Raw genomic sequence first — 14538 nt, forward strand, 5'->3', positions numbered from 1 at the left:
AAGATTCATCTATTTTTGGGAATTGTTCATTACATCTGCCTGAATCGATTGAACAAACTCCACATATTGAGGGTATTCTTCCTGCCATCGATCTCTATCTTGGCGATTTTGGGCTAAAACTCGATCTAGGTTATCACGAGTTAAGAGAACTCCAAAATCTGGGGGAACTTCTTCTTCTTGATAACCCAAAATGCGATTGAGAACCCAATCGCCAATGGGCTTAGTATAATGGGAATCATCTACATAATAATTCATCTTTTCGCTTAACTCTTCTGTGTTAACCAAGTTATAATTAGAAAAATCCCAAACCGAACCCATTAACTCGACGATTTGACGCTTCCACTCTTCAAAAACTGACCATTTTCCACTGGCATAAATAGATTGCGATCGAATGACATGAGCGGGAGAAATAAATACAATTAACTCTATGTTATTTTCTTGGCAAAGGTTGACAATAGCCTTAAAGTCCTTCATATACTTTGCTGATAGCTGATAATTTTGATGCTCTATAAAAAAGAGTTTAGTTGACCCCTGAAAGCGAATTTCTGTATTGCCATCATGAATCTTAAAGTAGGGTAAAAATCCCTTGTGTGCTGAAAATTGCTCGGATTTTGGAGTGTCAAAATTAGCTTTAATAGTTTCCTGGCTACTGGCTAAGGTGTCTAAAGATAACGTAGTATTGATAGCATCTTTCCCAGAAATCTGCTTTTTTTCTAAACGGTATTCGGCAAAACCTGGCTGATTTTGGATATGGCGATCGAAAGTAAAAAAATCGAGTCCTAAAATAACGCGCTTAAGCCTAGGATTATTGACCCAAGTATGCTCAAGATATCGTCTGATTTCATAGATATTTGCCCCATTGAGACCTAAGTTATAAACGGGAGGAAAAGTATCTAGAGCGGGATGATCGGGATCTAAACCTCGTTTGACCCTAGATGAACCGAGTAAAATGGTATTGGGTTGAAGATGAATGATGTCTATGGCTTTATAGAGTCTGTCATTATCTTCTTTGTTGGGCTTGTAATCATTGAGTTCTCGGAGGGTGAAAAATTGATTGTAAACTCCATAGGGATCGATGAGAAAATTAAATCCGCCGATTATTAATAAAGGCAAGATAATCCAAAAGCCTAATAAAAGTTCAAAGGCGATCCATTGATTTTGGCGGTTTCGGCGTTTTTGATATTTTTTAGATGACATATGTTGTCTAAATATCGGATTTTACTGATCATTTTAGGGATGTTGCTCCCAAATGTCTCTGACCCAGGTAAGATCGCGGTAATTAATGCGGGCAATGGGTTCGAGGGAGGTGAGGATGGTTTTGCCATAGCTGCGGTGAAGGGCGCGGGTATCTAATAGGGCGACGACTCCCGGACGGACTGGGGCGATCGCCCGTTTCAGGTTTTGGATGGCAGTCGGTAGTAGATATTCTCGAAACCAGTCTAAGCGCCTTTGTTTATAATAGGCCACTCGTCCAGCCACGAGGGGATGTTCTAAGGAGGGGATGGGTAAGGCGACAATGATCAATAAACCGGGGGTGGGGAGGATGCTTTGATGCGATCGCCAAAATTCCCAACCACAGACTAAAATCCCATGGCTTTCTAAGCTGGTTTTTTCCACTTGTACTTTGGAGCCGAATTCACCAGCTAAAGTGGCGGCAATTTGGGCTTTGAGGGGCACATCGGCGACTAAAATAACGGTTAAATTGCTTTGATTTCCTCGCACACTGAGTAACCCTTGAATTTCAGGTAAGACTTGGATTTGAAATTGGGGGGTATTGGGGAGGGGGAGGCGATCGGGTAAATAGAGATGGATTAAATCTTGATTACTAGAGGTAAATTGAATGCAGGTGAGATCCTGGAGTCCCATTTGGGCACAATAGCGAGTGGCATTGGGTTCTCGATCCAGGGTTTGCCCAATTAAAACTACGGGTTGATTAGCCCATAGGGGAGACAGGATTGGGGCGATATCTATGGGGCCAGACCAAAGGGTAAATTGACCGGTAGAACGATGAATATCGGCCCATAGGAGATGTTCTTCTGAGGATGAAGGGAGGCTGAACTGTTGCCAGGGAGAGGGGAGGATAAGCTGATAGTCGTCGAAGTAATCGAATAATTGGGCGATCGCCTCTCGATCCTCCTCAGTCAGTAAACAGCACTCGTAGGGGTTGGGGGGATGCTGAAAAATGGATTTGGTGAGCTTAACTTGAATGTCGCGAATGGGGTCTCGGTGTTGGGGACTGGCTAACATTAAATCTGACCAGTCTTTGGGAGTTAAGCATTGGTTCACCTGTTTTCTTGTCCAGTCCTCTAGGTCATCTACACCATCAATGAGGGTGGGAATACCAAGGGGGAAGCGCTCTCCTGGGGTGTGGGGATGGAGGCGATCGCCGAAAAACTGTTCTGGAGTCGTCAACAAAATACCGGAAAAATCGGCATGGGGCCAGCGATCGGCCACCACCACCGACTTCACCCAACTGAGAGCTAAGGTCTCCTGTAATTGGGGAATTTCCACCATCTGCAACTGCTGTAAGACCTCCTGGGGCCCCACCCAAATGGCTGGCCCCGGCCACATCAACAAGGGAACCAAATAACTCACCCGATAAGGTTGTCCTTGATAAAGGGGGCGACCCGTCTGAATTAAAGCACTCCGTCCCAAACGCATAGCCCGCGCCACCAACCGGGCCATCGTTAACTGATGGGGCCAGGAAGGAGAAGCAGACAAGCGCAAAAACGCTCGCAGTTGCTGATGGACTTCCACCTCAATCACAGGTTTACCTTTGCGTCTCGCTTTTACAGGAATCAATTGCACACTTCTTCCTATTGTGACACTTGCTGCCAAACCTGCACGCCATTGAGCCAGAGAGGTCGTTTCATACCATTTCTACTTCATTGTGCAAGACTTTAGCTCTGTAAAGCCATCTGATAAAAGCTATGGAGAGTGGAGGTTTATTAATGAACTTTGATCAAATGTCGATTAAAGAGTTAAGAGCCTATGTTTTAGAGCATCGTGATGATATGGAAGCATTAGATGCTTTAGTCAGTATGAAACCGGTATTCGGCAACAAGTCGAAGCGGGAAACGAAGGCAGAATTGTTGCGATATCAGGTTAAAGATATCACATATTCTCGAAAGACGGGAGATAAATCAAAGGCAATTCCTTCTGATTCTATGGCAGTTAGTAAATAGCGTCGCTTCAAGGAGTCTAATCCGTTAATTAAGTCGGTTGAGGATAAGGATAAGTCGGCTCTTAACTGTTCCCGCGAAATTGGAAGATTGCTTTGACTTAAGTGGAGGGCAATTTCTTGTTCAGGAGGAGATAAACGGTTAAAATTCTCTTTCATGCGAGTTTGCATGGTTTGAGTGAGAATCAGGTGGTCTTCGGTGAGGAATTCAGCGATATTGCCGGAAAAAAGGGTTTGAATTAAGCTAGAGATTTGTTTAAGATAAATGGGATGACCTTCATAGTTTTTCAGGATTTGCAGGGCGCTGTCGCTCTCTCCTAAGCCGAAATTTTTCAATAGTTCTGTGGTGTCAAATCCGCCCAGTTCTAAGCATTTGATGGGATAAAGTTCTGTATCTAAAGCCATCATCTGTTGATTTTTTTCTTGACTGATGACGAGAAGGGTGGATTGATGGTCAATTTCGGTAATTTTGGTGAGTAGGGTTTGGTAATCTTGGGCTTCTGGTTTATAGTGTCCGGCGAGTTGACCGGGTATAAAAAGGTGTTGGAAGTCATCCAGGACAAGCAAGCATCGGCGATCGCGTAAAAGCTGGAATAATTGAGTCAGCAGAGGATGGGTGAGGAGAGTATCGGGATTAACCGTGGTTAAGATGTCCTCGATAATGGTATTTAAGCTAGGGGAGAATGGGATACTTTTCCAGATGATGGTATCAAATTTCTCTAAATTTAAGTCAATCCAGCGCTTCACGAGGGTTGTTTTACCAATCCCGGCGATGCCAACTACGGAAATCAGGGGAATATTTTGGTTACAGAGCCAATCAGAGAGTGTGCTGAGTTCGGTGGTGCGATCGCAGAATGTCCTGATTTTTGGAGCAAGGCTTAAATCATGATTTGATTGGGGTGCAGTGGATTTGGTTGCTTCGGTGCTGGTGGTTTGGCGATCGGTAGGGCAAGTAATATGGCTATGTAGTGACTGAACCACTTGAGAATTAACCGCTCGCTCTAACGTCCAACAAAAATTAGCTTTCTTAACTTCGTCACCTAATGCATCAGATAAGACCTTGAAAAGCTTGCGGCTCTCGTCACCGATATAGTTTTCACTGTAGCGACCGGGAATGTCTTCAGCCATTTGTTGGTAAGTCTTGCCTTCCCACAGGCCTTGAACGATGTTCTTCTGCAAATCGTCTAGATGTTTACCCGTTTGATTCTCGACTAGGCGATCGATGAACTGCAACATTTCTGTAACATCCATGAAATCAACGTAGAATAAAGGTTTCACGTATTATACCATACTTTTCACTGAGAAAACCAGGGATTTTCTGGCTTGTGCTTAATAATATGTCATAAACTTGACCAAAAAATCAGTTGTTTTCAACTTGTTTAATTCGATTAAGATCTATCATACTTGTTTTATCGTTATCGGAAGAATGTGAAATTAGTCAAATTCACAACTCTTTCAGAAGTTCAAGAACATTCCATAGAAGCCCTAGTTACAGCAAAATTTCATCTTCAATTGTTGTCAATATTGTCTTCTATGTAAAACTCTGTATCTAAATAGGTGACGTAATATGAGTAACAACAATTTACTAACTGCTGCTGTGGCTGGAGCTGTGGCTATTCTAGTGCCTGGAATGATGGTATATTACAATTTCAATGAACGGTTAGATAATGCTCAAGATGAGATTCAACAACTTCAAGCAAACCTCGATCAAACAACCCAGCAGCTTCAAGATAAGGAAAGTGTTGTGGATGAACAGGCCGAAGAAATTTCTGAGTTAGAAGGTAAAGTTTCTTTATCTCAGCAGACGCTTAGTACCAAGGAACAAGAGCTAAACACAAGAGTTCAAGAAATTAGACGTTTGCACAACGATCTTGGAACTGTAAGCAAATGCTTGACTGGGGTAGTTGAAGTAATAGATGCATCCGAAAGGGGAGATGAGGCTGGAGTAATATTATCTTTAGTCGGACTTGAAGAACCTTGCGAAAAATCTGAAAGAATTGTTCAAGAAGTTGAGAATTTTGAAAATTCTTCAGGATATCCTTATCCTGGTAATAATCCTCCAATTCAAACCAGTAATTGATATTAGCTCAAACATTGTATTGTTGAACACAATACAATGTGTTTTCGTTTTTAGAAAAAATAAACCTTGTTAGGAAGAGGCTATTGTCATGGTATGGGTAATTTTCTTTGCAATAATAATAGGAATGATTATATATTTGGCTTATTGGATAATTACCACACCGATAAAAGTCACTGCAAATGCTATAAGCGAAGCCCAATATCAAGGCAGACAAAAAAACGCAATTCATTCAATTAATGCTAAAAAAGGGAAAATTAAGATACATTTTTATTCACAAAACAAACTTAGTATTGAAGGGTATGACAATAAGGGAAAACTTATTTCGTCAGAGTGGAAAGAAGATTTTCAAGTCGCTAGAAAATTTGGTCGCGAGCTAGAACATGCTAAGTGGAGAAAAAGCTTTATATCTAAGCTAACAAGAAGTCATGAGAACCAATGGGAAGCTATATTAAATAAGTCATGGAGCGCTATAAGAGCATTGGAGGAGCGAGATCGCGTTATAGGAACGATAATTTCTGAGCCGCAAACAGACGCGATCGCTCAATTTGCAGACCAAGCATTGGTTAGTCTCTATTATAAATCAGCCCATGATAACAATCAACGGCTTTGTGATGAAATTGTTGAAGAATTAGAGCAGGCGACAAAAGACTATGAAAACGCAGAAGATGAAGATGAAAGAATAAGTATTTCCACGGCAATAAAAACTCATAAAATTAGACTGGATAAACAGAAAAAAGTGGAAAAGACACTGCGGTTAGTCGATAATGAGTTTAAGTCTTTAGAGGCTACACTTGAATTAGTTATAGAAGGAATTCGCGCAGAAATATCTTCTCATCACTTAAGTGTCAACCCAAGGCTATCTTCTTACGATTCAACTTTATTGGAACTCAAGTTACCAATTCTCGATCAAATTTGGCAATCTACCATTGAATCATCTTAGTTTGCACTTCCTTAGTATTCTTAAGCACGTTCATGCTTGTTATATAGTTATCAGAAGGAGATAAACTTGACTGATTTCAGCACTCTTTCAGAAGTCAAAGAGCATTTTATAGAAGCTCTAACTACTCTTCCTGAGCAAACCATTCTTGTATCTGGTGAATCTAATTCCACGTTTACCGAAATCAATCTTAGTGAGACGGTTAGCCAAGATATTCAACGACTGCAAAACTTATGGGAATTTCTAGAGAGCTATCGTAACTTAAAAATAATTGCCTTAGTTGGTATGGTAAATACGGGAAAATCCGCTCTAGGAAACCATCTCTTACATTGTGGAGAATCGGGTATTTTTGAAGAAGCGTGCATTCGTGAAACTTCAGAAGCTCAAGAAGCCAAGATTGACGAAGAGACTATCGTTATTGATTTACCAGGATTAGGCGCTGTTTTATGTGACGAAGATGATAAAGTTGTCCGAGGAATTATACGTCGAGCAAATCTGCTCCTACTGGTTCTTGATATTAATTATCCAATCCCAAGACACCTTTACGATTTTCTCAAAAGTGATGAAGTCATAAAAAGTGGAGGTTTGCAGCGAATCATCATTGTTGTTAATAAAATTGATTCCTTACAAGATCTACCAGAAAAAGTACAAAAAAAACAAATACAAAAATATATTAATTTCTTAACCAATGGTAATTCTCAAATGGAATTTGAAGGAATTTCAAAACTCTTTGACTATGAAATCCCTATCGTACCCTTTTCAGTTAAGCAAGCCAGAGAAAATACAAATTCCGCCTTAGAGTATGAGTTACAGCGAGTCATTAATCTTTCTCTGGAAGCAAGCTCCAATACAGCTATCTATCGTGCGGAGTATGATTTACTTCAAATAGCGGCAAATTATGTACTTATTCTGATCGGTTATGCCACAATCCAAGAAAAGAAAGAAGATTTAGATCGGCGCATGACATCATCCATTAAAGCCGTCAGATCGGAAATTAATGACTCATTACAACGAGAAATTCAGAGATTTGCCGAGCGGATTATATCTATTCGAGATTCTTGTTACAAAGAAATGAGTAATAGCTATACAACAACCAGTGCAGAACGATTTTGGCAGGGAGATAATTTTCAATGGAAGAAAGAAAGAATTAATAAATGCCGAGAACGATATAAAGAGCAAATGGTGTCAGAGTTTAATCAATTTTCCCGTAATTTGCGTACCAATGTATCAATCATCGCTCGCAGTCTGTTTGGTGATGTTCAAATCAGTGTCCCCAATGGGGATTCAATCACATCAGAGCTAAAAAGTTCTATTTATGAAATTTGGGATGCTTTTGATGATTACTGGTTTTTGGATAAGGATAGCTATACATTCAATCGCAGCCTAGATCAATCAACCAATTGCTTGAATAAAGCTGTAGATTATCTAAAGGATTGGTTATCTGAATTAGACGATCGAATTTCTGATACTTTACGCTCTAAAATTAATAATATGACTTTATTTCAAGAATACTCATACTACCTGTCTCATGCCCAATTATTAGAATCTTTTTGCCAGAAGTTTGTATCAATTGATTATTTGAGAGATATTTTTTTGAATCAACAGTAATGTCGAACTGCAATTAAAGGAGGAACAACCATGAACCAACAACTTAGCTATAAAACTTTTAGGGTTAACATTGATACTCAAACATTACTCGATGACTTTGCTCCAGTTTTTATCAAGGATATTTCTCAAAAGTTTCAACCGATTTTTGAATTAAAGGAAGATTATTGTTCTCGATTAGAAACTCATTGTCAGCAACTTCAGTCATTTTCAGAATTTTCTGCGCTTGTCACTACGTTGCGTCAATATGCCCAGAAACTCAACGATGATTTCTGGGATTGCACAGAAAATGTCCAATATTTTACTCTGGTTTTTATGGGTGCAGTGAGCGCAGGTAAAACCTCAATGATCTGCGATTTACTTAATGTTAATCCAGATCGCCTGAATCAAGAACTTCGATCTTGCAATAATTTCGAGGTTGGACGAGATGATGTCGTTATTGCTGGTGAAGTTGCTACAACGAATGTCTATGAATTTTTGGTTGATTCTAGTCGTATTCGGTTAGTTGATATTCCAGGAACAGGAGGAGTTGTTCATGATAATACAACGATCGCTCCCTTTGTGAATAAAGCAGATTGTGTAATCTTCTTATGTAATGCTCAATCCGATCTAACTCGTGATGACTATGATTTTGTAGTTAGTCATATTGTAGGTCTCAGAGATACTAATGAGCTAACACCTAACACTGCTTCTGATAAAAAAGCTTTGATTGTTATCAATAAGTGGAATACGGTGGCACGAGATTTACCCTCTGAAAAGCAAAAGCAACAATGGCAAAAAAAACAAGAGTGGATTCTTTGGGGTGACAGCAAGACTAAAAAAAATGGAAACTTTAAAGGTTTAAGCGATCTGTTTAAGCGAACATTAACTATTGTTCGAGCGACTACCAGTCAAAGAATTTTTGACGACGAAACTGGAAGCTACGATCGCTATGGACAGCTTGAGCTTGAAGAAGTAATTGATGCTCTTAAAAATATTTTACTGGAAGAAGGACTGCAAATCAAGCTGGAACGTCCAAAGATTATTTTGAAAAAATCTTTATCTGAGAGCAGAGAATTATTAGCCAACGAAAGAACTCAACGCTCGGTTGATGAATTGGTTGAAAAGCTAAAACAAATGGGAGTTAAAATTGCAGTTGACTCCAATTCGATTATGATCCTTTTGAATTCTCGGTTAGATAATTTACAGAATCGTTTGAAGAACGATCTTTTTTACCAAATCAAAGAGGGATTCGATCAATGGAGACCTAGTGTTTCTGTGATGGATCGAATTAAGGGATTGTGGCCTAAACAGTGGTGGGGGTCTGACACATTTGGAGCAAAAGCAGTACAAGAAGAATTAAAGTCACGTTGGAAAAGTGAGATTGAAGATCTATTACGTCAGAGTATTAGACCCCAAGATATTAAACGGACTGTTAGTGACGAAGCAGATTCGATTGGCAAACTGTTAGAGGCTACTTTTAAAGCACAGCTTGCTGAACTACAAAATGAAGTTCTCAAAGAGAAATTGTCAAGGGGAGTATCGATCAAGTCATTTGATGGAGGTAATTTAGGCTTAAGTGGTTCTGGAAAAGCACTTGAAGAGGCAGTTAACAAAGCTGTCTCTGAAATTCAGCGTAGCATTGTAGATGATATTATTGGTATTGTCACGGTTGATGCAATTCTGGCTGTATTGCTTGGTGTCTTTCTCACTCCTGTTGGTAGTGCGGTATTTTTTGCGGTTCGTCGTTGGATGACCGGTCAAGCAGAAGAGAGGAAAGCGAAACAGCAACTTGAAGACCAAATTTGGCGTGTAGCTGATGAGGCATCTACTGAATTACAAGAAAAAGTCGCGAATAAATTGCGTAATACTGTGCAGCAATCTGTGGATAGTATTACTCAAGTGATTCAAGGAGAACAGGAAAGCTTAAGTCAGTTGCTTGAAGCCCTTGATGTGGCGATCGCAACAGTGGAAAACACTCGCGATCGCTTGGAAATACTTTCAAAATAATGAAGCAGTTCAAGATCTGGCAATACAGTTTCTCTCGAAAAGTAATCTCCCCAGCAAAGCTGCTGACGATGCCTTGCGTATGGCGATCGCTACAATCTATGGCTTAGACTATTTGCTAACATGGAACTGTAAACATATCGCCAACGCTCAAATTCAGAAAAAGCTGGTTCAGATTAGTTGTGATGCTGGGTATGAGCTACCCACAATTTGTACACCCTACGAGTTAATGGGAATTTAAACAATGTGGAGAGATGAAATTTTAGAAGAAATCTATAGAATTCGGGAGGAACACGCTAGAGCATTCAATTATGATGTGAAAGCGATTTGTGATGACTTGAGGAAACGGCAAGCAACCAGTGACAGGAAAATTATTTCTAAGCCTCTTCGAGAACCTCGATCGCCAAAGCAATTCAACGATGTTCGCGATCGCCCGCAAACTCTAAGTAAGCCGTAATATCGATCTGTGTCAGTTCCTATAGCAGTTAAAAGTATTACCACAATCGTTGTACTGGATAGCGATCGAATATGATATCAACACTTAAAATTGGTATTTGAGTCACTAATGCTTGTGCAATTAATAATCGGTCAAATGGATCGCGATGGGGATTGGGGAGTTGTTCTAAAGCAAAAATATGGGTCAGTTCAATGGGTAAAATCTGCAAGCCGTTGACCTGTTGTTGACGGTCTATAACTTCCGAAACAGGCAAATTAATTCTGAGCTTGTTAAGCTGAATTTTGATTTGCATTTCCCAAATACTCACCAAACTGAAAGATAAAGTATTATTCGAGTTCATAATTATATGGGTTGCTTGTCTTGATAACTTTTGTGGTTCTATGGCTAACCAAATTAAAACATGAGTATCAAGTAAAATGTTCATGCTTCCTCTGTCCAAAATTCATCGGGCAGAGGATCGTTAAAATCATCACTGATCCAACCCATACCTTGATGTAAACCTAAAACCCGTTGTGGAATGTGAGAGGATTCTACTTCATTTGCAGTAGAACTTGGCATGGACTGAGCTTGCCTCTCCAGTAGAAACTCAGCAAAAACTAACAACAGTTCCTGATGTTCTGGTAGCAGCTTCTGTGATTTTCTGGATAAATCGTCTAGAATACTTAGGGTGCGATCGCTCATAATTACAGAGAGAAGACTGATCTCTACATTTATAGCACGTTCGGCGATCGCTCAGAATGACGATATAATAGTAGTGTCGCGATCGCCAATCAGCCTATGCAGACTATCCTTTTAAGCCGTGAAGCAGTTGCCCAACGTGCAAAGCATTTGTACGAAAGTCAGATTCGTCAGCAGGTGGAGTTAGACGAGAATATTGGCAAAATGGTCATCATTGACATTGAAACAGGAGACTATAAAGTTGATGAAAATGGCTTGCGTGCTGCTGACGACTTGAGTGAAAAGCACCCCAATGCTCGGCTTGTTGGATTCAAAATCGGATATAACGTCGCAGCATCTTTTGGTGGTGGTGTCATGGAGCGTGTCGTCGAGTGATTTCAGGCATCGTATCTGATGGACATCCAATTATTATCATACCTTCTCGTAAGTCTAGCAGATAATAGCCCGGTGATGTTGCCCGTACATAAAGCAATTATTCTTTGGAATAACGAGGAGCGAGAAACTCGTGTGTTCGCAACAGGACGCAGACCCCTAATTGGAACTGCTTTGCTTGCTGAATATGAGCTGGTGATTCAGTTTACGGAAGGTGGATTAGTAACGATTGATGAACTGTAGCTCGATTGAAATTTATTGATAAACTAGGCAGATCTAACCTGATAAATTAATGATTTCTAAACCTCTTCGAGAGCTTCGATCGCCCGCAAACTCTAAGCAAGCCGTAATATCTGTCTCTGTCAGCTCCGGGAAATCCTCAATAATCTCAGCCATAGAAATTCCAGCAGCAAGCCAGCCAAGAACGTCTTCAACCGTAATTCGCATCCGACGAATACAGGGTTTGCCTCCCCGTTTATCCGGCTCAATGGTCATGATGTCGCGATCGCTCATAACAACACAGAGAATGATTCTATCTATAATTTTAGCCTAAACCACCTCTGTCCAAAACTCATATCGTCTAGAATATTTATAGTTGCCAGCAATGGAGAGTGGAGGTTTATTAATGTAACCCTTGTGCTGTATCTGATAAAATCGCTGTTCTCATGGTTTGCGATCGCCACTTTCCTAAAAAATCAGATCTTTCAGCCAACTTAAAATACTCACGCCAAAGAAAATAATCCCCACGGAAACCGTTGCTCCCACTAGAGACAGTCCGAGTCCGGCTAAACTGATAAAGCCGTCATCCTCAGATAAGCCAAAACCGATGACAAAAATGGCGATCGCCGGTAAAGTATTCGTTCCGGGAATCGGAATCATCATCGACATCGACATCAGGGCGATCGCCACTCCCAACACCACTCGACCCGGTAAACTCGTACACACCGCAGTCAGCCTAGGTTTCGTTAATCCCTCAATCCTCTGAAGCCACGGAATCCCCGCATCTAGAACACCCTGAACCTTGTTGAGCGGCATTTTTCCATGCAAAACTCGTTTCGGAAACCAAGGCTGCTTCGCGCCCCAAATTAGCTGTATCGCCAGTAAAAACATCACAATTCCAAACGGAATCGAATACCCCGGTGCAGGGATGGGTAAGGCAGACGGCAAAGACAACAGCACAAACAAAAAACCAAAAACCCGCTCTCCTGCCAGCTCCAGCATTTCTGCTAAAGTCACCTCAGAAGAGCGGTTTTCTTGCCAAAAATAACGTTTAAATTCGACTGAAAGTTGAGCCATAAATGGGGGAAAGGGTAGGGGGATTGAGAACGCTACCCTAACCTAACAATCTTAGGTTCCGACCGTCCAGCTATTCATGTATTCCACTTGCTCATCGGTCAGGGTATCAATGTTGATGCCCATCGCTTGCAACTTCAGGCGAGCAATTTCATGGTCAATTTCCTGGGGAATGGAATGCATACCGGCTTCAAGTTTACCGTGGTTTTTCACCAGGTATTCACAAGCCATCGCTTGGTTGGCGAAACTCATATCCATTACCGCGCTGGGGTGTCCTTCAGCCGCAGCCAGGTTAATTAAACGACCTTCGCCCAGAACCACCACAGACTTGCCGCTAGGCAGAACATATTGTTGAGTGAAGGGGCGCACGTCCTTAACTTCGGTGGCCATTTTACCCAAGGTGGCGAGGTCAATTTCGATATCGAAGTGACCGGAGTTACATACCATGGCTCCGTCTTTCATCACTTCAAAATGCTCTTTGCGGATCACATGCTTATTCCCGGTTACGGTAATAAACAGGTCGGCTTGGGGAGCTGCTTCGGCCATGGGCATTACCCGGAAACCGTCCATGGTGGCTTCGATGGCACGAACAGAGTCTACTTCGGTAACGATAACATTTGCACCCAGACCCTTGGCCCGCAGCGCTGCGCCTTTACCGCACCAGCCGTAACCGACAACAACTACGTTTTTACCGGCTAACAGAACATTGGTGGCGCGGATGATACCGTCAAGGGTAGATTGACCGGTTCCATAGCGGTTATCGAAGAAGTGCTTGGTGTCCGCATCATTCACGTTCATTGCGGGGAAGGTTAATACCCCATCTTTGAACATGGCTTTCAAGCGCACGATACCGGTGGTGGTTTCTTCGGTTGTACCGATGATTTCGGGAACTTGACTCTGGCGTTCCTTCACCAGTTCAGCAACCACATCACTGCCATCATCAATAATGATTTGGGGATGGTGGTCTAGGGCGACTTGTACGTGGCGTTTGTAGGTTGGGGTGTCTTCTCCTTTAAGGGCATAAACCCGAATGCCATAGTCTTTCACTAAGCAAGCGGCGACATCATCTTGGGTAGAGAGGGGATTACTTGCAATTAAAATCGCGTCTGCGCCTGCTGCTTGGAGGGCGATCGCCAAATTCGCGGTTTCAGTGGTCACGTGACAGCAGGCAACGAGCCGAATTCCGTCTAAGGGTTTTTCTTTCGCAAAGCGTTCCCGAATTTGCTTGAGAACTGGCATTTCCCGTCCTGCCCATTCAATGCGCTGTTTGCCTAAAGGGGCTAAGGAAATATCTTTGATGTCGTAATTGAGCTTTTCGGCTATTGCAGTCATAGGATCTACTGAAAATAAATGGTTCACAAGTGTAGGTGGGCATCATTGACCTGAGACTGATAGCAAGCCTAAACCAGCACACAGCTTTGGGTCTGAGTTATTACCACCCATACCTCGACTGACCTTTTAAGATGAGGTCTCGCTCAGGATTGTGATGTTGCGCGGATTGTCTTTAAGATGACTTAAAGTACAAGGCGCAAGTTTTCCCATAGGATAGTTTATCATCTCAATTGACCAGCCAGAGATTTTTTCTGGGTTGTCTTGTTCTTCAGTTTAGCCTTTGCTTTTCCCGGATGGGGCAAATATGATGTTTGCAGTCCAGTATCAGTATGCAATTGCAGATTAAAAGCTATCGGCTTTGGCTCTATGTGAGTTTGATGGTGATTATTCCTTCGACCTTTTTAGGCAAACTGATCCAAAGTATTACGGGAGACAACGTTTTTCTATGATGCCAGGAGGCGGACTTGAACCGACAACCCCTAACTAGCTTAACGCAATAGCGTAGGCTGTAACCCTTGCCAAATCTGCCATTTACCCACCTTGAAAAGTAAATAGGCAGAAAATAGGCATATGTCTGACAATTACCTGAAGCAGGCATGGTCATTAGTTAATGAGTA

15 protein-coding genes and 2 pseudogenes are annotated in these 14538 nt (G+C 41.6%); 9 read left to right on the top strand and 8 right to left on the bottom strand.

Annotation, left to right across the window (positions count from 1 at the left end; translation table 11 throughout):
- Nucleotides 1-9 precede the first annotated feature (9 nt).
- Together PMG71_RS21955 and PMG71_RS21960 are read right to left on the bottom strand one after the other, a co-directional pair.
- Nucleotides 10-1197 carry a hypothetical protein gene (locus tag PMG71_RS21955; protein WP_283755871.1) on the bottom strand — a complete coding sequence of 396 codons (1188 nt, stop codon included), beginning with the start codon at nt 1195-1197 and terminating at the stop codon, nt 10-12.
- 33 nt (nt 1198-1230) lie between these two features.
- Nucleotides 1231-2808, bottom strand: a complete 1578-nt coding sequence (locus PMG71_RS21960) for an ATP-dependent DNA helicase (RefSeq protein WP_283755872.1) — start codon at nt 2806-2808, stop codon at nt 1231-1233.
- A gap of 158 nt (nt 2809-2966) precedes the next feature.
- On the opposite strand from PMG71_RS21960, the gene PMG71_RS24270 reads away from it, so the two are divergent.
- Nucleotides 2967-3185 carry a DUF6887 family protein gene (locus tag PMG71_RS24270; RefSeq protein WP_430541025.1) on the top strand — a complete coding sequence of 73 codons (219 nt, stop codon included), beginning with the start codon at nt 2967-2969 and terminating at the stop codon, nt 3183-3185.
- Here PMG71_RS24270 and PMG71_RS21965 read toward each other — a convergent pair.
- A complete protein-coding gene (locus PMG71_RS21965; RefSeq protein WP_283755873.1) occupies nt 3101-4432 on the bottom strand; it encodes a helix-turn-helix domain-containing protein in 1332 nt (443 codons plus the stop codon). The two genes, PMG71_RS24270 and PMG71_RS21965, sit on opposite strands and share 85 nt — an antisense overlap.
- Before the next feature lie 316 nt (nt 4433-4748).
- Between PMG71_RS21965 and PMG71_RS21970 the strand changes: the two genes are divergently transcribed.
- From PMG71_RS21970 to PMG71_RS21995, 6 genes and pseudogenes are all read left to right on the top strand, one after another.
- Nucleotides 4749-5261: a coiled-coil domain-containing protein gene (locus tag PMG71_RS21970; protein ID WP_283755874.1), complete on the top strand. Its 513-nt coding sequence runs from the start codon at nt 4749-4751 to the stop codon at nt 5259-5261.
- An 88-nt stretch (nt 5262-5349) separates the two neighbouring features.
- Nucleotides 5350-6201 (top strand): hypothetical protein, encoded by an 852-nt coding sequence (locus PMG71_RS21975; protein ID WP_283755875.1) that lies wholly within the window; start codon nt 5350-5352, stop codon nt 6199-6201.
- A gap of 66 nt (nt 6202-6267) precedes the next feature.
- The gene (locus PMG71_RS21980; RefSeq protein WP_283755876.1) at nt 6268-7806 is read left to right on the top strand and encodes a GTPase; all 1539 of its coding nucleotides are present in this window, start codon (nt 6268-6270) and stop codon (nt 7804-7806) included.
- 30 nt (nt 7807-7836) lie between these two features.
- A complete protein-coding gene (locus PMG71_RS21985; protein ID WP_283755877.1) occupies nt 7837-9792 on the top strand; it encodes a P-loop NTPase family protein in 1956 nt (651 codons plus the stop codon).
- A pseudogene (locus PMG71_RS21990) lies at nt 9791-10030 on the top strand (PIN domain-containing protein); the annotation flags it as partial. The gene PMG71_RS21985 and the pseudogene PMG71_RS21990, both read left to right, overlap by 2 nt.
- A gap of 3 nt (nt 10031-10033) precedes the next feature.
- Complete coding sequence (locus tag PMG71_RS21995; RefSeq protein WP_283755879.1) at nt 10034-10246, top strand: hypothetical protein; 213 nt, start codon at nt 10034-10036, stop codon at nt 10244-10246.
- 37 nt (nt 10247-10283) lie between these two features.
- On the opposite strand, the gene PMG71_RS22000 is transcribed toward PMG71_RS21995, so the two are convergent.
- Together PMG71_RS22000 and PMG71_RS22005 are read right to left on the bottom strand one after the other, a co-directional pair.
- Nucleotides 10284-10670: a type II toxin-antitoxin system VapC family toxin gene (locus PMG71_RS22000; protein WP_283755880.1), complete on the bottom strand. Its 387-nt coding sequence runs from the start codon at nt 10668-10670 to the stop codon at nt 10284-10286.
- Nucleotides 10667-10927 (bottom strand): DUF2281 domain-containing protein, encoded by a 261-nt coding sequence (locus PMG71_RS22005; protein WP_283755881.1) that lies wholly within the window; start codon nt 10925-10927, stop codon nt 10667-10669. The genes PMG71_RS22000 and PMG71_RS22005 overlap by 4 nt, the downstream gene beginning before the upstream one ends.
- A 96-nt stretch (nt 10928-11023) precedes the next feature.
- Between PMG71_RS22005 and PMG71_RS22010 the strand changes: the two genes are divergently transcribed.
- Nucleotides 11024-11299: a hypothetical protein gene (locus tag PMG71_RS22010; RefSeq protein WP_283755882.1), complete on the top strand. Its 276-nt coding sequence runs from the start codon at nt 11024-11026 to the stop codon at nt 11297-11299.
- 51 nt (nt 11300-11350) lie between these two features.
- Nucleotides 11351-11539 (top strand): annotated as a pseudogene (locus PMG71_RS22015) (clan AA aspartic protease); the annotation flags it as partial.
- 33 nt (nt 11540-11572) lie between these two features.
- Here the strand turns inward: PMG71_RS22015 and PMG71_RS22020 are convergent.
- The 3 genes from PMG71_RS22020 to ahcY form a co-directional block, all read right to left on the bottom strand.
- Nucleotides 11573-11809 carry a DUF433 domain-containing protein gene (locus tag PMG71_RS22020; RefSeq protein WP_283755884.1) on the bottom strand — a complete coding sequence of 79 codons (237 nt, stop codon included), beginning with the start codon at nt 11807-11809 and terminating at the stop codon, nt 11573-11575.
- A gap of 174 nt (nt 11810-11983) precedes the next feature.
- Complete coding sequence (locus tag PMG71_RS22025; RefSeq protein ID WP_283755885.1) at nt 11984-12592, bottom strand: exopolysaccharide biosynthesis protein; 609 nt, start codon at nt 12590-12592, stop codon at nt 11984-11986.
- A gap of 51 nt (nt 12593-12643) precedes the next feature.
- Nucleotides 12644-13921, bottom strand: a complete 1278-nt coding sequence (gene ahcY / locus PMG71_RS22030; RefSeq protein ID WP_283755886.1) for an adenosylhomocysteinase — start codon at nt 13919-13921, stop codon at nt 12644-12646.
- Nucleotides 13922-14538 lie beyond the last annotated feature (617 nt).

Origin of the sequence: Roseofilum acuticapitatum BLCC-M154, assembly GCF_030068475.1 — a bacterium.
GTDB classification, from domain to species: Bacteria; Cyanobacteriota; Cyanobacteriia; order Cyanobacteriales; family Desertifilaceae; genus Roseofilum; species Roseofilum acuticapitatum.